This window comes from Psychroserpens mesophilus, from assembly GCF_000826645.1.
Lineage (GTDB): Bacteria > Bacteroidota > Bacteroidia > Flavobacteriales > Flavobacteriaceae > Psychroserpens > Psychroserpens mesophilus.
Window position 1 is genome coordinate 69669 of record NZ_JXJP01000006.1, and the last position, 25314, is coordinate 94982.

16 protein-coding genes and 1 tRNA gene are annotated in these 25314 nt (G+C 31.9%); 12 read left to right on the forward strand and 5 right to left on the reverse strand.

The genetic code is table 11. The features are described from left to right. Window position 1: 1 nt before the first annotated feature. Window positions 2-3085 carry an EVE domain-containing protein gene (locus TD18_RS16635; RefSeq protein ID WP_052461069.1) on the forward strand — a complete coding sequence of 1028 codons (3084 nt, stop codon included), beginning with the start codon at window positions 2-4 and terminating at the stop codon, window positions 3083-3085. Beyond that, window positions 3086-4339, forward strand: a complete 1254-nt coding sequence (locus TD18_RS06525; RefSeq protein WP_040250202.1) for an McrC family protein — start codon at window positions 3086-3088, stop codon at window positions 4337-4339. It begins immediately after the preceding gene. 494 nt (window positions 4340-4833) lie between these two features. Here TD18_RS06525 and TD18_RS06530 read toward each other — a convergent pair whose 3' ends face one another. Both TD18_RS06530 and TD18_RS06535 read right to left on the reverse strand, forming a co-directional pair. Then, window positions 4834-6165, reverse strand: a complete 1332-nt coding sequence (locus tag TD18_RS06530; RefSeq protein WP_040250205.1) for an exonuclease domain-containing protein — start codon at window positions 6163-6165, stop codon at window positions 4834-4836. Further along, the gene (locus TD18_RS06535) at window positions 6162-6935 is read right to left on the reverse strand and encodes an XRE family transcriptional regulator (RefSeq protein WP_040250597.1); all 774 of its coding nucleotides are present in this window, start codon (window positions 6933-6935) and stop codon (window positions 6162-6164) included. The genes TD18_RS06530 and TD18_RS06535 overlap by 4 nt, the downstream gene beginning before the upstream one ends. 52 nt (window positions 6936-6987) lie before the next feature. Here TD18_RS06535 and TD18_RS06540 point away from each other — a divergent pair, with 52 nt between their 5' ends. The 4 genes from TD18_RS06540 (at window position 6988) to TD18_RS06555 (ending at window position 15832) form a co-directional block, all read left to right on the forward strand. Continuing rightward, window positions 6988-8202: a DNA polymerase Y family protein gene (locus TD18_RS06540; RefSeq protein ID WP_040250208.1), complete on the forward strand. Its 1215-nt coding sequence runs from the start codon at window positions 6988-6990 to the stop codon at window positions 8200-8202. Then, a complete protein-coding gene (locus tag TD18_RS06545) occupies window positions 8202-11159 on the forward strand; it encodes a DNA polymerase III subunit alpha (protein WP_040250211.1) in 2958 nt (985 codons plus the stop codon). The genes TD18_RS06540 and TD18_RS06545 overlap by 1 nt, the downstream gene beginning before the upstream one ends. A 33-nt stretch (window positions 11160-11192) precedes the next feature. Further along, on the forward strand, window positions 11193-11930 hold the full coding sequence (locus TD18_RS06550) for an SOS response-associated peptidase (protein WP_040250214.1): 738 nt from the start codon (window positions 11193-11195) through the stop codon (window positions 11928-11930). Window positions 11931-12172: 242 nt separating this feature from the next. Then, complete coding sequence (locus TD18_RS06555; RefSeq protein WP_084205864.1) at window positions 12173-15832, forward strand: T9SS type B sorting domain-containing protein; 3660 nt, start codon at window positions 12173-12175, stop codon at window positions 15830-15832. 190 nt (window positions 15833-16022) lie between these two features. Here the strand turns inward: TD18_RS06555 and TD18_RS06560 are convergent. Further along, window positions 16023-16107, reverse strand: a tRNA-Ser gene (locus TD18_RS06560). Between the two features lie 178 nt (window positions 16108-16285). Between TD18_RS06560 and TD18_RS06565 the strand changes: the two genes are divergently transcribed. The 4 genes from TD18_RS06565 (at window position 16286) to TD18_RS06580 (ending at window position 20269) form a co-directional block, all read left to right on the forward strand. Then, entirely contained in the window at window positions 16286-16915 is a 630-nt protein-coding gene (locus TD18_RS06565; protein WP_040250221.1) for an NAD(P)H-dependent oxidoreductase, read from the forward strand. 71 nt (window positions 16916-16986) lie between these two features. Further along, window positions 16987-17409 carry a thioredoxin family protein gene (locus tag TD18_RS06570; RefSeq protein WP_152611321.1) on the forward strand — a complete coding sequence of 141 codons (423 nt, stop codon included), beginning with the start codon at window positions 16987-16989 and terminating at the stop codon, window positions 17407-17409. Between the two features lies 1 nt (window position 17410). After that, window positions 17411-18610, forward strand: a complete 1200-nt coding sequence (locus tag TD18_RS06575) for a DegT/DnrJ/EryC1/StrS family aminotransferase (RefSeq protein ID WP_040250227.1) — start codon at window positions 17411-17413, stop codon at window positions 18608-18610. Window positions 18611-18709: 99 nt separating this feature from the next. Then, window positions 18710-20269 (forward strand): family 16 glycosylhydrolase, encoded by a 1560-nt coding sequence (locus tag TD18_RS06580; protein ID WP_040250230.1) that lies wholly within the window; start codon window positions 18710-18712, stop codon window positions 20267-20269. Window positions 20270-20276: 7 nt separating this feature from the next. Here the strand turns inward: TD18_RS06580 and TD18_RS17480 are convergent, their stop codons facing one another. Both TD18_RS17480 and TD18_RS06590 read right to left on the reverse strand, forming a co-directional pair. After that, the gene (locus TD18_RS17480; protein ID WP_084205865.1) at window positions 20277-21773 is read right to left on the reverse strand and encodes a 7TM diverse intracellular signaling domain-containing protein; all 1497 of its coding nucleotides are present in this window, start codon (window positions 21771-21773) and stop codon (window positions 20277-20279) included. A gap of 6 nt (window positions 21774-21779) precedes the next feature. After that, entirely contained in the window at window positions 21780-22520 is a 741-nt protein-coding gene (locus TD18_RS06590; RefSeq protein ID WP_040250233.1) for a LytR/AlgR family response regulator transcription factor, read from the reverse strand. 379 nt (window positions 22521-22899) lie between these two features. Between TD18_RS06590 and TD18_RS06595 the strand changes: the two genes are divergently transcribed. Then, entirely contained in the window at window positions 22900-24591 is a 1692-nt protein-coding gene (locus tag TD18_RS06595; protein ID WP_040250237.1) for a DUF4412 domain-containing protein, read from the forward strand. A gap of 14 nt (window positions 24592-24605) precedes the next feature. Next, entirely contained in the window at window positions 24606-25307 is a 702-nt protein-coding gene (locus TD18_RS06605) for a hypothetical protein (protein WP_152611322.1), read from the forward strand. The last annotated feature ends 7 nt before the right edge of the window (window positions 25308-25314 follow it).

Sequence of the window (25314 nt, forward strand, 5' to 3'; positions counted from 1 at the left end):
TATGCTATTTAACAAAGTAACTAAAGAACATATAATACAAGGCATTAAAGACTTTGAAGAAAAAGGCTATCCAAATGGATTTGGACCTTCATCTACATATGATGTCATGTATGAAGGAAAGGCTTATCCTCCTAAAGCCATTATGGCATATGCAAATTATCATGCCGAAGGTAGAATTATAGAAAGGTATTTCAAGGGAGGGTTAAATACAGATTGTTTTAATGCTTTTGAGCGTAATGGAATATCTGTGATACAAAAAACCGATCCAATTAAAACTATTATTAGTAATTACAAAAAGCATATTATAAAAACACAGTTAAAAAATGAACGTTACAAGTGGGAATTATTAAGTGACTACAAAGGAAGGCCAAATCTCAATGTTCAAAATTTGTGGGAAGAATTAAAGTCAGTAGACTATAGCAATTTACTTTATGCAATGAGTAAACCGGTTCTAAAGCATTTAGCTATTGAAAAGCCTGAAGAAGTAAGATCTCTCTTTAAAATGCTATTTGATGAAAGTATTGAATTAAATACTAGGGTTAAACGATTTAATGAAGAATCCTTAGCCCTTTACAGGAGCTTAGGTGAAACATTACAGCACCACCAAGATGAGCGAACTATTGCAACTTATTTGACATTTCAAAATCCTGAAAAATACACATTTTATAAATATTCATTTTATAAAAAATACTGTAAAATATTAGGCATAAAGCAAGCTAAAAAGAATGAAAAATATGCTCACTATTTAACGTTAATTAATGATTTGGTTGAAAACTATATCAAAACAGATCAAGAATTAATTAATCAGGTTAAGGAGTATATTCCAGAATATTATGATGGTAGTAATCATCTACTTTTAGCACAGGACATCTTGTATCAAATGTTAGAAAAAGAAGTTGAGGTCAATTTTTGGCTTTTTCAAGGTTCTCCCGATATTTATAATTTAACAGAAGCTCTTAAAGCTGGTCATGTTAACAGTTGGAAAGTAGCTGCACATAAGAATAGAATCAAAATTGGAGATAAGGTGATACTTTGGCAAACTGGAATGGAGTCAGGTTGCTATGCCTTGGCAGAAGTAGTTTCTGATGTAGAAGTGTTTGACTTGCAAGATGTTGAAAAACAATACTATGTTAGTCCTCAAGATGCTGTAATTACAGATCGGGTAAAAATTAAGATAATTAAACATTTTGCTGATGACCCAATTTTGAAGGATGAGGTAATAGGTAATCCTGTGTTCTTAAATTTTAACGGAGGTAATCAGGGGACAAACTTTAGTGCTACAGAAGAAGAGTATAACACCCTTTTAAACTGGAATGAATTTGATGAAGGAAATTCTTTTGCAAAAACAAAAGCAAAATTAGATCCTGCTATTTTTGATGAGTATATAACTTTTGTGAGATCAGTTATCAAATCAATGGATTTAAAACCAAATGATCCAAGAGTAGTTTACAGTGTAAGAGGGTACAGTCTAAATTTTATTGTAGGACAAAAATATTGTGCAAATGTATATGCTTCCAAAAACAAAGAGAATTTTGGATTGATTTCAACAAAGAAACTGTTTAAAAATAGTGAAGAATATGCTGGTAAGTCACCCAAAACGTATTATAGTTATTTAGATGAACTTGTTCTTGATGTTGAAGAATGGAGAACAGTGATTGATGCCATAGGAGCAGTATTAGATAAAACAAAAAAATCAGGTTATTCTAAATCAAATGATTCTGAATTTGAAAATTACCTTTTTGGAATTGATTCATCAAGTAAAACAGAAAACACAATGATTGATGCAACAAATCAAATTTTTTATGGTCCACCAGGAACAGGTAAAACTTTCTATTTAAAAGAGCATTTATTTGATAAGTATACCATAAAAGAAACTTCGATTTCAAAAGAGAAGTATTTTGAAGATACTGTTTCTAGTTTAACCTGGTGGCAAGTTACAGCGATAGCTTTGATAGAAATGGGGACTTCCAGAGTCAATACAATATTAGAAAATAGGTGGGTTTCAAAAAAGGCAAGCTTATCAGAATCTAAGAATGTTCGTGCAACACTTTGGGGAACATTACAAATGCATACAATTGCCGAATCTATAACAGTGGCTTATGCCCAGAGGCAAGTGCCTCTTATTTTTGATAAAAATGAGGATAAATCATGGCAATTAATAGAATCAGAATTAAAAGAGCAAGCACCAGAATTGTATGAGACCTTAGATGCTGTAAATAATTTTAAAGCAAATCCAAACACTATAATTAAGCATTATGATTTTGTAACCTTCCATCAGTCTTTTGCGTACGAAGATTTTATTGAAGGAATCAAACCTATATTACCAGAAGTTGATGTTGATGATAGTAAAGATTTAGGCTATACTATTGAAGATGGCGTATTTAAAAACTTATGCTCTAAAGCTGAAAAGGATCCTGAAAATAGATATGCCATTTTTATTGATGAAATAAATAGAGGTAACGTCTCTGCAATCTTTGGAGAACTGATTACGCTAATTGAACCCGACAAACGGCTTGGTGCCAAAAACGAATTGAAAATTAAATTACCTTATTCTAAAAAAGAATTTGGTGTGCCTTCCAATTTAGATATTTATGGTACAATGAATACAGCAGACCGAAGCGTTGAAGCATTAGACACGGCATTACGTCGTCGTTTCGAATTTAGAGAGATGATGCCAAATTTGGATGTTATAGAAGATGAAGAGGTAGACGGTATTTTGCTTTCTGATATTTTAAAAAAAATAAATCAACGTATCGAGTTACTAATAGATCGAGATCACACTATTGGTCATTCGTATTTTGTGGGAGTAGATACAAAAGAAAAATTAGTAAATACGTTTAAAAATAAAATTGTGCCTTTATTACAAGAGTATTTTTATGGAGATTATGGAAAAATAGGGTTGGTTCTTGGTAAAGGGTTCGTGGAGAAAATTAAAAATGACATTATAGATTTTGCCAGTTTCGATTACGAGAATGCTAATGATTTTAAAACCCCAACTTTTGTTTTAAAGCAACTGTCTACTAGCACAATTATGGAAGCTGTCAAGCTTTTACTAGGCCGAATAGAAGACACAGAAAACGACTAATTGCGATCTCAAAAGACCATATCCGTTTTTGAACATCAACGTTTGTATGTTGGTGAACAGAGTTTTAAGCAAACTCATTTGGACGCGCTTTTAAAACTTAACGAATACCATGATGGTAATTACTTTGAGCCCATTGCAAAAGGAATTAAATTCAATCAATATGTTGGTGTCATACAAGTTGATGGTTTAACCATTGAAATACATCCTAAAGCAGATAAAGATGATGATGACAGGAAGTGGAAGGGTGTACTTCTAAAAATGCTACAGGCTTGTGGTAAGCTTAAAGCAGAGTCTTCAGGAGCAGCAAATGTAAAACGACAACACCTTAATTTATTAGAAGTCTATTTTGAATTGTATTTACACCATGTGGAAAGTTTAGTAAGAAAAGGCCTTATTAAAAAATATAGAAAACAAACTCACAACACTAAAGCTTTAAAAGGTAAGCTAGAATTTGCTGGACACATCAAACATAACTCCGTGCATAAAGAGCGTTTTTATACGACACATCAAGTCTACGATAGTAATCACATGTTACATCAGATTTTGTACAAAGCGCTAACTATTGTAGATCAATTCACTAAGGGTACACGTTTACATGATTTAAACAATAGAGTGCTTATAAATTTTCCAAAAATAGATAATAAAACAATTACATCTAAACAGTTAAATAATATTTCTTTAGATCGCAAATCGAGTAGTTATAGTGATGCCTTAGAATTAGCACGACTAATAATTTTAAACTATTCACCAGATATCAGTAGTGGTAAAGAGAAAATGTTATCGCTTCTTTTTGATATGAATGAGTTATGGGAAACTTATATTTTAAAGCAATTGCAAAAGGCTTGTAATGGAACTAAAATAAAAGTATCTGGTCAAGAGTCAAAATCATTTTGGGGCAGCAATAGTTTAAGACCAGATGTGGTTTTAAGAAAAGATAATCAAACTTTTATTATTGATACAAAATGGAAGCGCCCGAATAAGAGCTCAGCTTCTGTTGGTGATTTGCGACAGATGTATGCGTATTGTCGTTTTTGGGATGCGGAAAGAGCACTGTTATTATATCCTGGTCAAGCCAAAGAAAATAAGTTTAAATCTTATAAAACAGATGATTATTTAAAGCGTTGGGATGAAGAATTAGAACAACACAATCATAATAGAATTGATCATCAGTGTAAAATGGGTTTTGTTGAGGTTATGAAGGGAAGTGAATTAAACCAAGATTTAGGCTTGCAAATCCTCGATTTACTTAAATAGTAAATTAGAATACAAAGTTCAAACAACACCAAAAGCCGAACCTAAATCTTAAACCTCAATATATTAAAATTAATAAAATGCTAATTTTACAAAAATTAAGATATTTCAAAAATCACGGATTTTGGTTCGGCTCATTGTATTATTTTAGAATCATAATTAATTAAATTTTGAGGATTAATGACGAATAAATTAGATACTAAATTGTGGAATTTAATAGGTATTATTTTAATACATTTTTTAATTAAAAAATGCAGTTAGTTTAATTAATATTAGTACCTATTAATTAGATACTAATTTTAATACTAAATTAAAATTAATAATAGTGCTGAGTAGCTAGTAAAACCGGTTAGTTGGATTAATATTAGTAGGTATTAATTTTAATCCAGGATTTAATCGTTTTAATGAACTAAATAATCTACTAATTAGTATATTAATTAATAGATTAAATAACATACTATTATTATACGATGATAATATACTAACCAACCAATTAATTAATTTAAAATGTTATATAAAATCCTTTGAACATCCAAGCTATCTTTTTGAGGAATCAAAAAGTTTTCTAACTCATCCTCAGAACTAATTTGTTCAGCTTGATCAATAAATCCATAACCTAAATAAGTCCCATTTTTAATAAGTACAAAAGCAGCTTCTTCTTTAGTTCTGCCTCTTTCTTTGATGACTTTAGATTGTGTATTATTTTGAATGGTATTAATAGCTTCAATAACACGCTTGTTGTAAGCTTCAAACGACTCTAAATCATCACAAACACCTTTACAGGTTTTTATTTTATAATGAGAACATTGTGAAACACCTTCTTGTAAATGACAATACTTAGGGCATAAATCATATTGTAAACACAGAGTTTCTAAAAACGACCTGCATTCTCTCAAACTTTGAAGAATTTTAATGGGATTCGGACAAGATTTTAGAGTATTAAAAGCTAAATGCATAATCCCATTTCTATCTTCATAACTAAATATTCCATAGTTTTTTGGTGTGCGTTTAGCTTGTTGGTTGAATTTAGGAAAATGATGTTTAATGGCGGCATCTTCCATGAGTAATGCGATAAGTTCACTTCCAGATAATTCAAAGTCTATATCTCTTGTTTCTCGGCACATATCAAGCGACTTCTTTGTCTTAGAATAGAAGTGACTAAGAACTCTTTTCTTTAAGTCTTTAGCTTTACCAACATATATGATTTTACCTTTTTTATCTTTAAAATAATAGATGCCTGGACTATTAGGTATCGCATTAAAAACAGATGTTGGAAGATGTGAAGGCAAGGTGGCTTCTTTGGATGATTTCTTTAAAAAACTACTGAATACAGCTTCAGAGTCCTTTTGATTTAATAACATTTCAAACAAAACAACTGTAGCTTCAGCATCGCCTTTTGCTCTATGCCTATCTGTAATCTCTATTCCTAAATCATTACATAATTTTCCTAAGCTATACGATCGATGTCCTTGTAACAATTTTCTTGAAAGTCTTACAGTACATAACTTTCTTCTTCTAAAATCAATATCTACTAACTTAAATTCATTACGTATCACATTATAATCAAAGTTGACATTGTGTGCAACAAAAATAGTGTCTTGAGTAATTGCTAATATGTCTTCTGCAATCTCCTTAAAAGTGGGTGCATTCGCTACCATTAAATTGTCAATTCCTGTTAGCGCTGTGATATAATCGGGAATAAGCATTTCAGGATTTACCAAGCTCGTAAATTCATCTATGATTTGCTTTCCATCATATTTAAAAATAGAAATTTCAGTAATTCTATTACTGTGACCTGTGGTTTCAACATCAATAATGGTGTAGATCATCTTAAATGTTTTTCTAAGGCTTTAAGTTCTACTCCTAAATCATTGAACATGGTTAAAATGCTACTAATTTTCAGTTCTTCTTCACTGTATTCTTGGGTGTTGATGCTACACGTGAATTCCCAAACTTCTAAGACTTCACTGATAGGAACACTATATCCATTGTAAATTTTATTGTCAGAAATCAACAGTAATGAATTATTCAAATCAATATTATTAATAACACGCTTATACACCATCCCATCATTTAAAGTCACAAGCACATAGGTTTTTCCAGTTTTGATGTCTTTGATATCTTCAACAAAACGACCTATGACAAATGAACCATCTTTCATTGGGAGCATAGAATCGCCTTTAATTGGAAATGCACGATGTTTTCCAGTTGGTAAGAAGGGTAATTTGATTTTTTGCAACTGTTCAATGTATTCAGGATCATCATATCCTGCTAAATATCCAGCTGAAGCTTTTACAGGTACAACTTCTATTAAATTTTCATTGTCTTCATCAACCAGAATAGGAAAAAGGACTCTCTGATTGCCAACTTCAATGAATGAGGTGGAATTGGATTTCCTCAAATCATTACGAACTAAAATGTCCACAGGAATTTTACTGTAATCTGATAAACCAATTAGTTTTTCAATGGAAGGCGAAGCTCTCCCTTCTTCATAAGAACCAACATTTGATTTTGTCCAGTTAAGCTCATCTGCAAACTGTTCCTGAGATAATCCTTTGCGTTCTCTGATGAACTTTATGTTATTTTGAATATTTGACATGAAACTAAATTTTTGAGTCATTAAAACTACAAATTTGAGTTAATTTTACCAAATGGAAAAGCAAATATTACATCTTGACTTAGATACGTTTTTTGTGTCTTGTGAACGACTGATAGACAGTCGGTTGCAAAACAGACCATTATTGGTTGGTGGTACAGGAGATAGAGGTGTAGTTGCTGCATGTAGTTATGAAACACGACCTTTTGGAGTACATTCTGGAATGTCAATGAAAGTTGCAAGACGTTTGTGTCCTGAAGCTGTAGTGATACGTGGTAATTCTTCAATTTATACGAAGTATTCACATTTAGTGACTGAAATTGTCAAAGAAAAAGTCCCAGTTTTTGAAAAGGCAAGTGTCGATGAGTTTTATGCTGATTTATCTGGAATGGATAAGTTTTATGGCTGTTATAAATATGCTTCGGAAATGAGACAGAAGATCATTAAGGAATGTGGTTTACCTATTTCTTTTGGTTTATCAGCTAATAAAATTGTGTCTAAAGTCGCAACTGGTGAAGCAAAACCAAACAACCAATTAAAAATAGATTCAGGGTTTGAAAAAGATTTTTTAGCACCTTTATCTATTCGGAAAATACCATCCGTAGGCGAAAAAACATATCAGGTTTTACGCAATTTAGGTGTTGATAAGGTAAGCGTTGTTCAACAAATGCCATTAGAAATGATGGTGAGTGCTTTGGGAGTGAATGGCAGAACCATTTGGAAACGAGCTAATGGAATTGATAATCCTCCTTTAGTTCCATTTCATGAGCGTAAATCCATTTCAACAGAACGAACATTCAATAAAGACACTATTGATATGACTAAACTACGGACAACCATATTCGCCATGGCTGAAAATTTAGCCTTTCAACTGCGTCGAGGAAACAAATTAGCTGGAACTATTAGTGTAAAGATTCGTTATTCAGATTTCAATACGTATAACAAGCAAGTCAAAATTCCGTATTCAAGTGCTGACCATGTCATTATTCCTAAAGTTTTAGAACTGTTTGAAAAACTATATGAACGTCGATTGTTGATTCGATTAGTAGGAGTGAAAATTAGTGATATTGTAAGTGGCAATTATCAAATCAATATGTTTGATGATACTGAAGAAATGCTAAGTCTGTATAACGCAATGGATACAATAAGAGGTCGTTATGGAGAATTGAGTATCATGCGAGCATCTTCAATGGGAGCAAAAACGATTGGACGATTTCAAAATCCTTTTAGTGGAGAACCACCAATTTTATTAGCACATAGAAAACACTAATGTACCTCAATTGTCATACATATTATTCACTTAGATACGGAACATTTTCTGAAATAGCGCTTTTAGAACTTGCTAAGGAAAACAATGTTGAATGTCTTGCCTTAACTGATATTAATAATACGTCTGCTTGTCTAAATTTTATTAGAAAAGCTAAGGACTTAGATATAAAACCCATCATTGGCATTGACTTCAGAAATGGCTCAAATCAGTTATATGTTGGACTTGCAAAAAACAATGAAGGTTTTAAAGAGCTAAATGTGTTTTTATCACACCATTCTGAACAAAAAAAAGCGTTACCAGAATTAGCTCCAGCATTTGATAATTGTTATGTGATCTATCCTTTTGAAAATATATTACAATTAGAAAAGACTACCTTCTCTGAAAATGAATTTATTGGTGTTTCCATTGAAGAATTAAGAAAATTACGGTTTTCAAAACTGAAGACGTATTCAGATAAATTAGTAGTGCTTCAAACGGTTACTGTAAGAACTAAAAAGGATTTTAATGCACATCGATTATTAAGAGCAATTGATAAAAATACGCTGCTTAGTAAACTCGATAAATCTGAAGAGTGTAAAATTTCAGATCAGATGTTTTCGATGGAAGAACTTAAATTAGCTTTTCAAGACTTCCCTAATATTTTGGAGAATACATCTCGAATTTTAGAAGAATGCCATATAGATTTTAGTTTCGGAAATAAAAGGAAATCTCAAAACTTAAAATTATATACAGACTCTTTTGAAAATGATTACAAGCTCTTAGAGAAGTTGTGTTATGATAATCTGAACAAAAGATATTCAGAGCCAAATGAAAAAGTTATAAATCGTTTAAAAACGGAACTAAAAACAATTAAGGAGTTAGACTTTGTGTCCTTTTTTTTGATCAATTACGACATCGTTTCTTATGCAAAAAGCAAAGGTTATTTCCATGTTGGTCGTGGTAGTGGCGCAAACAGTATAGTTGCTTATATTATTGGAATCACTGATGTTGATCCTATTGAATTGGACTTGTATTTTGAACGCTTTATAAATCCGTTTAGAGCATCACCACCTGATTTTGATATTGATTTTTCTTGGAAAGATAGAGATGATGTAACCTCGTATATTTTTAAACGGTTTCCATATACAGCTTTATTGGCAACTTACAATACGTTTAAGTGTAGAGCAGTAGTGCGAGAATTAGGTAAAGTGTTTGGCTTACCAAAAGAAGAAATAGATAAACTCAGTAAAGGGAATTTTACAGTATCTCAATTAGATGATATTTCAAAGTTAGTTTTACGCTATGGTAAGTTAATTGAAGGATTTCCAAATCATTTGAGTGTGCATTCAGCAGGTATTTTAATATTAGATAAGCCTGTTCATTATTATTCAGCAACCGATTTGCCACCAAAGGGATTTTCAACAGTTCAGTTTGATATGATCATCGCTGAAGATGTTGGAATATTTAAGTTTGACATTTTAGGTCAGCGAGGTTTGGCTAAAATTAAAGATGCCTTAGAAATCATTAAAGAAAATAGACCTGAACAGCCACCAATTGATATTACAAATGTGGAAGCTTTCAAAAAAGATAAGAAGATAAACAACCTTTTAAAGTCAGGTGGAGCAATTGGAGCATATTATGTTGAATCACCAGCAATGCGAGGTTTGATGCAACAATTACAAACACAAGATTATATTGGATTAGTAGCTGCGAGTTCAATCATAAGACCAGGTGTATCAGGATCAGGAATGAAAGATGAATTTATAAAACGCCATCGTTTTCCTGAAAAGCGTAAAAATGCACACCCTATTTTAATGAAAATAATGCCAGACACCTATGGAGTGATGGTCTATCAAGAAGATGTTTTAAAGGTTGCTAATCAGTTTGCTGATTTAACACTTGGTGAAGCTGATGTGTTAAGACGTGGCATGAGTGGTAAATTCCGTTCCAGACAAGAGTTTGTTTCAGTAGAACAGAAATTCATTTCTAATTGCAGAGCCAAAGGCTATGAAGATGATTTAATATTTGAGGTATGGAATCAGATAAAAAGCTTTGCAGGCTACGCTTTTGCTAAAGGACATTCAGCGTCTTATGCTGTGGAGAGTTATCAAAGTTTATTTTTGAAATGCTATTATCCATTGGAATTTATGACTGCTGTACTTAACAATGGTGGCGGGTTTTATAGCGTAGAGCATTATTTACATGAAGCAAAAAAACAAGGCGCAAATATTTGTTTGCCTTGTATCAATAGGAGTGACCATCCAAATTGGTTGCTAGGTAAATCCATTTATTTAGGTTTTGGTTATCTTAAGAATTTAGAGTCATATACCATTCAAAGACTGCTAACTGAACGTCAGCTGCATGGGAAGTATAAATCTTTAAATGATTTTATTGATAGAGTCTTAATCAGTATTGAACAGCTGACAATCTTAATTAGAGTAGATGCCTTCCGATTTACCAAACAGACTAAAACTGAATTACTATGGCAAGCGATTTTTAAACTTAATGCTAATGGCATAAAAAGTAATCAGTCGAAGCTTTTCAAAATTCAACATAAAGAATTCAAGTTACCAAAGCTCGATAATAACTGGATTGAAAATGCTTATGATGAAATGGAATTATTAGGATTTCCTTTATGTGATTATTTTCATTTGGTAAATGTTGAAATGAAAAATGGAGTTTTAGCTTTGGACATGAAAAATCACGTAAACAAAAATGTACTAATTTATGGTAGTTTAGTAACTACTCGATACAATAAAACTTATAAAGGTGATTTAATGAGGTTAAGCACTTTTATTGATAAAAATGGCTGCTATTTTGATGCAGTTCATTTTACGGATGTTGTAGAGAAGTATCCTATTAATGGTTTAGGAGTATATGCGTGTTACGGTAAAATCACAGATAGATATGATTTTTACAGTATGAGTGTCGTTTGGAGTAAGAAGCTCTCAATTATTCCTGATCCGAGAAATAATTAATTCATTTTTCCTATTTTTAATGAAAGCAAAATTATGTGTTTTCATACCAGTACGACAAATAAAGTAAAACGATTGGAGAAGCATTTTGATGTGTCTCTTAGTGATCCTAAGTTAGAGCCTTATTTTGATAAACCTACATACCATCATAATGGATTTTCTCACCCTAATATGTTAGTGATTCCTCAAGAAAAAAATGAGTTTTTAGCACCAGCTGTATGGGGAATTGTACCCTCTAATAAAACAGCAGATGACATAAAACCTTATTTTAAAGAATCAGTACGTTATGGAGGAGGTTTAAATGCTAGGTCAGAAAAAGTTTTCGATCATTTTGTTTATAGAGATTCAATTATGGAAAGAAGATGTATAATTCCAGTAAGTGGCTTTTTTGAACCTCATGACCACAAAAAAAAGAAATACCCTTTTTATTTTAAAAGTGCCGATGATTCACCAATAGGTTTGGCAGGCTTATATACTGTTATTGATACTTATATAACATTTACAATACTTACTAAAAAAGCATCACCACTATTTGAGAAAGTACATAATTTAAAAAAACGACAACCCGTAATTATGTCATTGGAAGATTCTAAAAATTGGCTAGATAATTCTTTGGAAACGAACCAAATCAACGAATTACTAAACATTGAATTTCCTGATTCCAATCTTGAAACATATACTGTGAGTAAAGATTTGTTTAATACTAAGATTGATAGTAATGTTGAAAGTATTATTGATAAAGTTGATTATCCTGAGTTGCCAAAGGTTAGGTAATTATATGTTTTGATGAAAATTTTATTTGAATCTATATTGCAAAAAACACCGTCCATTATTTTAAATAGATTTATAAACCCACTAATACCTGTCTTTTAGATATAATAAATACACATTAGCATTGGAAAAACATACTTTTTTATTCTAATATGATTAGCGTACTATTTCATTTTTGAGTTACCTTAATATATTTAAATAATAAATTATCAGTATTTTAGCACAACCCATATTTATCATAATTTATGAAAAAAATTTTGCTGTTATGTTTTTATCCATTTTTTATGTTTGGTCAAATCCAAATTGGTCAAGATATTAATGGAGAAGCAGCACAAGATATATCTGGAGAACTTATAAGTTTATCAGGTGATGGCAATACAGTTGCAGTAGCTGCTGTCGCTAATGATGCTAATGGAAGTAATTCCGGTCATGTGCGTGTTTATACTTACCAAAATGATTTATGGACACAATTAGGAAATGATATCGATGGACAAGCGACGGATAATTTATTAGGATCTTCTGTAAGTTTATCTAATGATGGTCGCATAGTTGCTATTGGTGCTTCTGGAACTTCTGGAATTGGTACTTTTGCTGGGCAAGTACGTATATATGAATATCAAGGTGGTTCATGGACACAAATAGGAAGTGATATTAATGGTGAACAATTTAATGATCAACTTGGTACACGTTATGTTAGTCTATCAAGTGATGGGAGCGTTTTAGCTATAGGAGCACATGGAGTTGATTCAAATGGAGCATCATCAGGACAAGTGCGCATATATGAATACCAGAGTGGTTCATGGAGTCAAGTTGGCAACTCCATTGATGGTGAAGCTGGAGGTGATCAATCGGGATTTTCAGTTAGTTTATCAAACAATGGCGATATAGTAGCTATAGGAGCAAATTCAAATGACGGCATTAATGGAAATCTTTCAGGTCATGTACGTGTATATGAGAATTTAGGTGGTTCATGGACACAAATAGGTAGTGACATTGATGGTGAAGCTGCAATAGACTCTTCTGGATATTCAGTCAGCTTATCTGGTGATGGTACTACAGTAGCAATTGGGGCACCTTCAAATGACGGTAATGGAAATGGTTCTGGTCACGTACGTGTGTATGAGAACCAAGGAGGGTCTTGGAATCAGATAGGTAGTGATATAGATGGAGAAGCTGCAGGAAGTCAATTAGGACTTTCTGTAAGTTTATCGGGAGATGGTGATATTTTGGCTCTGGGATCACCAGGGAATAATAATTATTTAGGACAAGCACGTATTTATGAAAATCAAGGGGGTTTGTGGACTCAAGTATTTGATTACATTGATGGTGAATCAGAAGGAGATCGTTTTGGATATTCAGTTAGCTTGTCAGGTGATGGTAGTCGGGTAGCTGTAGGAGCACCTTATAGGGATGATAACGGAGTAAACTCGGGTCAAGTAAAAGTTTTTAGTACAGCTTCAACTTCAATTCCTATTGCAACTCAGCCACAAAATCTCCTAGAATGTGATAATGACAATGATGGATTTTTTGAATTTGATTTAACAACCCAAGATATAATTATTTTAGACGGACAGTCTACTGTTTCTTTTGAGGTTTTGTATTTCGCTTCTAATGCTGACTTTATAGCGAATACGCCAATTACTAATCCTGAAGCTTATACAAATACCGAAGCTTATGCCTCTGAAAATATAATAGTTAGTGTTAGAAATATAAACAATGCTAATTCTGAAGCTATTACTAATTTCAACATTCAGGTTTATGATAATCCAACACCAAATTTAAATGTACCCTCAATAATAAGTTGTGATAACACTAGTTTTGGAACAGAGACAGATGGCATAATCGTTTTTGATTTAACCCAAAACGAAACTACAATACTAAATGGTCAATCTTCTTCAGACTTTCAAGTTTTTTATTACAATGACGCTGAATTAAATAATCAAATTACGACTCCAGCCAATTATCAAAATACAAATTTTTCTGAAACAATTTATGTTGAAGTTGTAAATAACAACAATATAAATTGTGTGGCAGAAACAATATTTAATATAGAGGTTTATGAATTGCCATCAGTGATGCCATCAGTAACTTTAAGTCAATGTGATGATGATTTAGATGGTTATAGTACTTTTAATTTAACCGAAGTAGTTGATGAAATCACTACAAATTCATTAAACGAAACTATTACATTTTATGAGTCACAAATGGATGCTGAAAATGAAAATAACCCTATAACTAATACGTCATCTTATATTAATGAGATTGTAAGTGCAGATTCTGTTTGGGCTAGAATTGAAAATAATTATGGCTGTTTTAAAACATCAGAAGTGAATCTTATTGTATCAACCACTCAGATTCCATTAACATTTTCGAGAAATTTTTATGAATGTGATGATAGTGTAGATGGAAACAATTCTAATGGTATTTCTTCTTTTGATTTCAGTTCTGTTACAGCAGAAATTGAAAACTTATTTCCATTGGGTCAACAATTAGTAATTACTTACTACACTAATTTGACTAATGCATTAACAGAGACAAATGCAATTACAGATATTACAGATCACAGGAATGTTGGATCACCAAATATGCAAGACATTTATATTCGTGTTGAGAGTGTTGATAATGATTGCTTAAGTTTAGGACAACATATTACATTACATGTTGAATCCGTTCCAATTGCTTATCCAGTATCTGTCCCTGTAGTTTGTGATGCCGATGGAGATGGTATATATGCTTTTGATACTTCCGCTTTAGAATCTGATATAATTGGTGATCAAACTAATATAACTGTTAGCTATACAGATGGAAATGGTAATCCATTGCCAAGTCCATTACCAAACCCTTTCAATACATCTACAGTAACAATTACTGTAAGAGTTACCAACTCTTTATCTCAAAATTCTAATGAGGCATGTTTTGATGAAGTTACCATTGATTTTGTTGTTGAGAATGTTGCTATTGCTTATCCCATCGAAGATGTGGTAGTATGTGATGATAATAATGATGGGCTTTATTCTTTTGATACTTCAGCTTTTGAAGATATCATATTAAACGGGCAGACCGGAATGAATGTTTCATATTTTGATGATATGGGTAATCAATTACTAAGCCCGCTTCCAAATCCATTTATTACGAGCACCATTGAGATAACCGCTAAGGTTGAGAATTTATCAAATGCATCATGCTATGACGAAACTATAATTAATTTAATTGTAATTGAGCAACCTGTTTTAGCAATGGATGATTTATGGTCTATCTGTGAAGGAGAAGCAATTGAATTAATTGCAGATACTGGTTATGATGAATACCTCTGGTCAACTGGAGAAATCACACAGTCTATTATTGTAGATTCAATAGGAGCTTATGAAGTAATTGCTACAAATGTATATAATAATATTAGATGTGAAGATTCACTAATTGTTAACGTAGTTAATTCTGAAGAGCCATCTATTACTGGTATTGAAACAATAGACTGGTCTCTCAGTAACAATGAAATAATTGTGACTGTCGCAGGTAATGCAGATTACGAATACTCTATTGATGGAATCAATTTTCAAAACTCAAATCATTTTACAAATTTATATGCAGGTGAGTATATCGTTCATGTCAGAAGCGCATGTGGCGAAGTAATGCAGGATGTATATTTATTATATTACCCAAAATTCTTTACACCTAATAATGATCGCTATCATGATTATTGGCAACTATACGGAGCAAATAATGAACCAAATAATATAGTCTATATCTATGATAGATACGGAAAATTATTGAAACAGATGAGCCCAAAAGGTCTAGGCTGGGATGGAACTTTTAATGGAAGTGAAATGCCTTCAAATGATTACTGGTTTGTTTTAGAACGTCAAAACGGCAAAACTTATCATGGGCATTTTACGTTAAAGAGATAATCTTGGAACATATCCAGAGAGTAAAGGGTTGTTTAGTCCAAAGGTTGATAGTAATGTAGAGAGTATTATTGAGAAAGTTGATTATCCCGAATTAAAGCCTTTAATGAAAATAATCGTACAATAATCGTACAATTCACAAAACAAAAAATCCGTAAACACTTGTATTTGAGCGATTTACGGATTTATAAAGCGGAGAAAGAGGGATTCGAACCCCCGGAGGTGTGACCCTCAACAGTTTTCAAGACTGCCGCATTCGACCACTCTGCCATTTCTCCAGTAGTGTCTCATTAGGTATTTCCTAAATGCGAGTGCAAATATAGAACCCTTTTTTATTTCTTTCAAATAAAACCTAATATTTTTAATGCAATTTATGATGATATTGATTTAATTAATGATGTAGGTGATTTAATTAATATCATCAAAGCTTATTTTTGCAGGTATAATTAGAACACTATGGATATAATAGATCACTTAAAATGGCGCTATGCTACAAAAAAGTTTAATCCTTTAAAAGTAATTCCAGATGAGAAATTACAAACTATAAAGGAGGCTTTTAATCTTACTGCCACTTCTTTTGGCTTACAAACAGTGAGCTTACTGGTTGTTTCAGATAAAGATATAAGAGAACAACTAGTGTCACATTCATACCAACAAAGACAGGTGTTAGAAGCTTCACATTTATTGATTATTTGTATTCAAGATGATATTTCAGATTCTGATGTTGATAAATTGTTTGATACTGTATCAAGTTTGAGACAAACCCCTTCAGAAGTTTTAGAACCCTACAGAAAGGATTTAAAACATATGATGCAAAAAATGTCTAAAACACAACGCCAGGAATGGTCTGTAAAACAAGCCTATATTGCCTTAGGTAATTTGATGACTGTGTGTGCTATTGAACGTATTGATGCTTGTCCGATGGAAGGCTTTATTCCTCAAGAATATGATACTGTATTGAAGCTTAAGGAACGAAACTTAAAATCAGTATTATTGCTTCCGATTGGCTATCGAGCTGAAGATGATAAGTTTGCTAGGTTTGAAAAAGTTAGAAAAACGCTTGATGAGGCAGTTATTACTTTATAATTTTCACAATTGTTTTGAACCACTTCACTATTGTACTATATTTGTTTCATTCACTTTTTAATATTGAAGCTATGAAAAATTTAACCATAATATTCCTACTAATAGTTAGTGTAAACCTTTCAGCACAAACTAAAACACAAAACTGGTTAACAGATTACCAAGAAGCGACTAAAACTTCAGAAACACGTAACAATCCGATTTTAGTATTTGTTACTGATAACACCAATAGTGAGAAGTTCAATTTATTGCAAGATGAAGTTTTCAACTCAGAAATTTTTAAGAGATACGCATCCAGCTTTGTTTTGTTAAAATTAGATGTAACCTCTGATTCTTATCACAAACGTTTAGCGTCTCATTATACTAAAAGTAATAATGTTCCAGCACTAGTTTTAATAGACGACAAAGGGAATTCGATTGAAAAAGCATTGACTGAAATAAATTCTAAAAATATTTCAGAGTTTATGGCGTTTTTGAAAACTAAGACGAAATATTAAGATGCCAGGATTTGAATTATTTGGCGATTTAGAACGCAAAGAAGTTAATGATGTATTAGATAACGGCGTTTTAATGCGTTATGGTTTTGATGGCATGCGCAAAGGGCATTGGAAAGCTAAAGCATTAGAGACAGAACTTAAACATACATTTAAAATAAATCATGTTCAACTAGTTTCTAGTGGAACTGCAGCAGTTTCAGTTGCTCTTGCTTCTGCTGGAGTTGGAGCAGGAGATGAGGTTATTATGCCAACATTTACATTTGTAGCTAGTTTTGAAGCCATAATGATGCTAGGAGCTATTCCTGTTCTTGTAGATATTGACGACACGCTGACTTTAGATCCAAAAGCTGTTGAAGAGGCTATTACCGAAAAAACTAAAGCGGTCATGATTGTTCAAATGTGTGGAAGTATGGGTGATATGAATGCACTTCGAAATATCTGTACAAAACATAATCTTCTTTTTGTTGAAGATGCCTGTCAGGCGATTGGTGGAACTTATGAAGGAAAACCATTAGGAAGTATTGCTGATTTAGGTTGTTTTTCATTCGATTTTGTAAAAACAATTACCTGTGGAGAAGGCGGAGCTGTGATAACAAATAAGGCAGAATATTATAAGAATGCTGACCATTACAGCGATCATGGTCATGATCATGTTGGTCAGGATAGAGGTGCAGAAACGCATCCGTTTTTAGGTTATAATTTCAGATTGTCAGAATTACATGCTGCTGTCGGTTTAGCTCAGGTAAAACGATTGCCAGAATTTTTAGCTATTCAAAAAAGGAATTATACCATCTTGCGTGATGCTCTAAGTCAGGTGCCTGGTGTCACGTTTAGAAGAGTTCCTGAAGGCGGTGAAGAGAGTTATGCATTTCTGAATTTCTTTTTACCAGACTTAGAAACTGCACGAGAAGTGTCTACTGCGTTTAAAAATAATGGTATAGATGCTTGTTTTCACTACTATGATAATAATTGGCACTACATACGGAAATGGGATCATTTAAAAAACGTGAAATCACTATACCCAATTTCTAAAGAAGTTAAACAAGGATTAGAAACTCTTCAGAATAGAAAATTCGAACAATCTGATCACTTCATTGCTAGAAATATATCTTGTTTAATTAAACTGTCATGGTCTGAAGAAGAAGTTAGTAAACGAGCTACTAACATGGTTTCTTGTGTTCAAAAAGCTTTAAATAACTAATTATTCTCAATATAGTTCCTTTTTTAAGGTTGTAGTGTTTTTGTATGGGTTAATTGTTTTCATCTTCTAGATGTTACCAATATCTTTCAAAAAAACTCTATGAAGCAATGTTATACGCTTACGGCTATTTTACTATTTATAATTGAATTTGGATTCGCACAACAAATGCCTATTGATTTTAGTGGAAATTCTGATGGATTTACAGCTTTTGCTAATAGTGGATTTTCATTTAATGTAGATCCTGAAAATGCTACAAATGAAGTCGGACAATTCTTTAATGATGGTTCAGAGCCTTGGCAAGGATTTTATATTGATTTAACAATACCAGTAGATTTAGCTCAAGAACAACAAATTACATTATCTTTTTATCAGTTCGATCCAAACGCTCATAATATATATTTGAAGTTTGAAAATGGAAATGGTCCAGATGTAGAAGTAGTTCAAAACACTTCTGGTTCAGGTTGGACTAATAATTTAGTTTTTGATTTCTCGAACGCTATAATTAGTGGTACAAATGACTCTTTTAACGCAACAGGATCATATAACAGGTTAGTAATTTTTATAGATGGTGGAGTAAACATATCTGGAACGTATTTGGTCGATGATATCGATAATGGTCTTGAACCTTACAATCCTAATGAATTAGATGTAGTTTATACTGATTTAGTTTGGGCAGACGAATTTAATGCTAATGGGGCAGTGGATGCTAATAATTGGTTTCATCAAACACAGTTACCTGCCGGAGGAAGTTGGTTTAATGGAGAACAACAACATTATACTAATCGTATACAAAATTCTTTTGTTGAAAACGGATTTTTAAACATAGTAGCTATCAACGAAAGCTTTACAGATCAAGGCGAAACAAAGAATTACACTTCAGCAAAATTGAACTCAAAATTTGCGTTCACCTATGGTCGAATTGATGTAAGAGCAAAGCTTCCATTTGGAGATGGTACCTGGCCCGCAATATGGATGTTGGGAAAAAATATAAATGAAGATGGTGCTTATTGGGATAATCAAGGTTTTGGAACAACGAGTTGGCCAGCATGTGGTGAAATAGATGTTATGGAACACGGACTGGGACCTACAAATCATGTAAGTAGTGCCATTCATGCGCCTTGTGAGGGATGCTTTGGAAATACAATGCATTATCAAGCCTATGTATTAAATGATGTAGCAAATGATTTTCACGTGTATTCTGTAAATTGGTCTCCAAATCAAATTACATTTTTAATTGATGATGTTGGATTTTATACCTATAATCCTGCTGTTAAAGACAATTCTACATGGCCATTTTATGAAGATCAGTATATACTTCTCAACATAGCGATGGGAGGAATTGCAGGACCAATAGATGCAAATTTCAATCAGAGTAGCATGATTATTGATTACGTTAGAATTTTTCAAAATGTACTTAGTAATGATGACATTTTTACAGATAATTTTAAAATAGCACCAAATCCGACATCAGATGTCTTTAAAATCATAACTGAAAAAATAATTGATTCTATAGAACTGTATACAATTTTAGGACAATTGGTGTTAAAAGAAGAAGGACATGTCAATCAAGTGAATGTTCAAAACCTAAAACCCGGAATGTACATATTAAAGTTGTATTCAGAAGAAATCATTGTATCTAAAAGAATAATCGTGGATTAGAACTTTATTATTTTAAAGGAATCAATAATGTTACTTTGGTTCCTGACGGAAGATTATTTTCATGTAAATCTTCAAAAATAATACTACTATCAGCACTAAAATTTTCGCTGAAATGTTTTAGGCGTTCTTCAGAAAGTTTGACACCAAATGAAGTCCTTTTAAGGAGTTTTTTCTTTTTTATTGCTGCCGATTTCTGTCTGCCTATTCCGTTGTCTATTATGTCTATTTTTAACTGATTTCCACTTAGTTTTTGAACGCTTAAATGTAATTTTCTATTGGTTTCTTTTAAAGAAAGTCCGTGCCATATTGCATTTTCAATAAAGGGTTGCAGAATTAATGAAGGGAGTTTAACAGCAGATAAGTTTAGTGTGTCATCAATCTCAATTTTAAAGTCTATGCTATTGTTAAATCTAATATTTTCTATATTGACATAAAGCTGAATAGTTTCTAACTCTTCATCTAATGATGTTTCTTTTTCCATCGTAGAGGCAAGTATTTTTCGTATAAGTTTCGAAAATTTATTCAAATAAAATACAGCATTTTCTTTCTCATTTTCAATAATATACCGTTTGATAGCATTTAATGAATTGAATATAAAGTGCGGATTCATTTGACTTCGTAATGCTGAGACTTTCAATTCGGCTAATTCTTTATCATATTTCATTTTAATTGCCTCTAACTTTTCAATTTCAGCTTGTTTACTTAGCTGTTCAACGTCTTGTTCTAACTGCTTCTGTATTTTTTTTCGGAGTTTCTCATTTTCTTTAAGCTGATGTATAAGTTGATTTTTTGATGAATTTCTATCATCTAAAATTAGCTTTTGTTTGTGTCCTAAGCCCAAAGAGAATAAGACGTTTTCGAGAATAAATCCTATATATAAAATGCTATACGCTGGCTCTACAGATAAATTATTATGTCTTAAATTATCATACATTAATAAAGAGATAATTGAAGTAGATGTTAGGATAAATGAACCTATAATTATGTAGTATTTGAGAGGGGTTTTAATCTTAAAAAACGGAATGTAAACGATACATGCATAAAGTATCATGGGAACAGTAAATATAAAATAACCCTTCAATAAAATGTTATATTCACCAGAGATTAGATAGATGAGTAGTATTATTAGGCAATATAACCCAATCCCAACTAATACGTAGTTGTTTATTTTGTGCCACTTTGGTAGTTTGCTTTTTATGTCTAAAAATTCAAAAGTAAATAAAGCATAGAAAATAAAATAAATTTCTGTTGCTACTGTTGGAAATTTAACCACCCAATGAACATCTAAAAACAACTCATAGAGGAAGCCATCTTTAAAATGATGTATTTGTGAAAATATGATGAAAAAGGTGTAGCAACTGTAGTATAAATACACTTTATCCTTATGCTGAAAATAAAGCAAGAAGTGAAATACAGATAATATAAACAATATACCGATGGTAAATGTTAGAAACCCATTTTGAAAAGGATAGTCAAAAAAGTAAGATGTCAGATCTTGTCCCAAAGTTCATCAACTGTTTAATAATTGAAGCAACTCTGTTTTTTTTGATCTTGAAACTGGAATAGAACTCCCATTTTGTAGCACAAGATAAAGCCCTTCACTTTTTACAAATTCTTTAATAAAATTAATATTGACTAAATATGAATTATGTGCTCTAAAAAATGAATCACTAGTTTGTTTTTCAACCTCTTTTAACTTCTTTGACAGCATTTGTTTTTCATTATTTATTAAATGTATTTCTGTATAATTCCCATCAGATTTACAATATATGATGTCTTCCATGTCAACATAAATGGTTTTTCCTACTAGTGGTAATGCTAATCGCTTAGGTTTTTCAATAGGTTTTAAACTTTCTATAATTTTTTTCACTTCTTCACCCAAAGAATTTTGTTTTTGATTGTTTCTAACACGAGTTATGGTTTCTAACAAATCATCAGAATCGATTGGTTTCATAAGATAATCAATAGCATGTGCTTTAAAGGCCTTAATGGCATAGTTGTCATAAGCGGTTGTGATTATTAAATCAAAATCTCTAAAACTTAATTCACTTAATAGTTGAAATCCATCCATTTCAGGCATTTCGATATCTAAAAAAACACAATCTGGTTTTAAGTAGTTGATAGCAGAAATAGCTTCAATAGGATTTGTAAACGTATCACAAACTATGATATCATCACCAAAATTTTCAATTTCCCATTTCAAATTTTTGATTGCGTTTAGTTCATCATCTACTATTATCGCTTTTATCATAGTTTATAGAGTTTCTATTCCAAATATATGTACAACAAAATTAAATCGGTATTAAAACCATTTGTATGATATGAATAAATACATATTTGGTATCAAATAATATACGAATGGTAAAAATCGAATGGTGTTTGTATAAATACAAATTACAACTTTAATCTGGTTAAACACACATTATTTAATTCCATCCATAAAGTATTCATCTGAGTTTTAAAATTAAAAACTAAATTTAAAGTGTTGTTTGTTAGTTAGTTAAATAAATTATGGTATATGTTTTTTCAAATTAATTGAATATGACTTAAGTGACAATTCTCTTTTAATTTATTAAATCATTTACTCATAAAATAAAAATGAATATAGAAGATATAAAATCGAGTACATTATGAAAACAAAAGGTATCCTAATACTATTACTCTGTTTCTTTATAACAGCTAATTCAGAAGCGCAATTACTCAAAAAATTAAAGAAGAAAGCTGAACAAGCTGCCGAACGTACCATTTTAAATAGAACAGATAAAGAGGTTTCTAAAAAGACAGATAAAACAATAGATGGTGCCATAAACAAAAAAGAAAATAAAGAGGCCGATGAACAACATTCTAACACAGAAGTAGAAAACTCAGCTTTAAGCAAAAATACTAAAGCAAAAAATGAATTTTTTAAAGCTGACTTGGAAATCAAGATAATGGAAAATGGCACACTTAACCAAACCCAGTATTTTGATGCTAATGAAGTTGCTGTTAGAAGCATTCAAGATGATATGCCTAAACCAAGCTATATAGATAGTGAAGGCTTTATCTATACATTTAGAGATGGCGAATACACTAAAACATCTATCGTTGCGCTTCAAAGTCAGGGAATGATGGTGCCAACCATGATGTTAGAAGCTTATAAATTACCTCCTGAGCCTTTTATGGCACAACTACAAAAACAAAATGATTTGGGTATGACAGCTAACCCTTTTAATGGGATTGTAGAATTTGCATTTATATATAAGCCAGACGATTTTAGATATGCAGATTATAAAGAGTCGACGCAAATTATTAGAGGAGAGACTTACACAAAGTTTGAACTTATAAACGAACCAGGTTTTCACGGAAATTATGTGTTGTTTGATTCCAAAAGTAGGTTAACCGAAGTGTATTCAAACAAACTTGAGAGTGCACCTTTAACAGATGATATGTACAGTATGAGTATGGTTCCTCCAGGTAAAAGCCTTTTGGTATATAATTATACTCCAGTAGAGGTGCACCTCCCTCAAGCTAGAGAAGTAAGAGGGCAAGGTCAAGGCCTTATGGAAGGCGTGATGGATCATATTGTTAAAGATGGAGACCAACCTAAAAAAGACATTGACGAGGATGATTACGATACTAGCGATTCTAAAGGACAAGTAAAATCGGTAAAAAACGCTTTAAAAAATCACAAAGTAACAGCAAATGATTTGCCACAATCTTATGATTTTGACTGGCAATTAAAAACTGAAATGGTGTTAAATACTAGAAAAAAGGAGGTGATGGATATGACTTTTTTAATTAAAGACGGAGCTATGTATCAGGCCACTCAAATAGCTCAAAATGGATCAAAAGATATGGGTAATTCTACGATGCTTTTCGATTCTAATCTAAATACCATGATCATGTTTATGGAAGGGCAAGGTCAAAAATTCATGCAATTGCATCCCATTCCAGAAGTACGAAAAACTAATGATAAAACAGATTTTAAAACCACTGAATTAGGACTAAAAACCATTTTAGGATTTAATTGTAAAGGGTTGCAAATAGAGGATGATAAATATATTATTAAAGTATATCATACTTCTGAAGCACCCATTAAACTCAGTAATTTTATGAGTTTTAGCGGTAATAAAAATATGGAGTTGCCAGATATAGATCCAAAAATTTCAGCTCAGTTTTCTAATGGACTTATTTTAAAAATGGAGATGATAGATAAAAAGAAATCTAAAAATAATGTCATCATCGTAGCCAAGTCATTGAAAAATAAAAAAACATCAATTGAAACAGCAAATTATCAAACCATGGATTTTTATTCTGGTACACAAATGCTTAAAAAAAACTAAAAACTTGAATTAAAATGAAAACACAATCAATTTTAAAATCGTTTAATACAATAACAGTATGTATGATGCTATCAATGTTTATCTCATGCTCAAGTAGTGATGACGAAAATCCTGATAACAATAACCCTTCTAGTGGTATTTCAAATATTACATATTCATTAAACGGAACAGGTGTTGTAAATGGCACTAACATAATGATAAGCCGAGAGCAAGATACTGAAGACAACTTTATATTCATATCAGGTCACGTTTATTTTGAAGACACTGATTTGGGTAGTGAAAAACTGGTCACTTTAATCTATGGCTATATTGGATCAAATGGCGAAGTAGAAAGAAGTGTCGAGATGACTTTTTCTGCAGGTACAGGCTCTAAAGTCCTAGGAGAATTCCAAACAGGATCTACAGGATTAATTACGTTTCAACCCACTCAATATCTGATTGTATCGGTAGATGATGAGGATATTTTTTACGATCATGATAATGATTTGGATAATGATGCGTCAACTAATTTATTATCTAAAAATATCGTAGTTAGTATTACAGAATATGAAGAAACAACAAACGAGTTAGGTATTCTTACGCTGAAGCATATTAAAGGAACTATTGGAGCTTCAGGAAATCAACTATTTAGCAATTATTTCACTAGTCCTACTACACCTCCTGGGGAGTTGTTATATAACATTACTGCAAACTTTGAATACAACATTTCAGAATAATATAAGT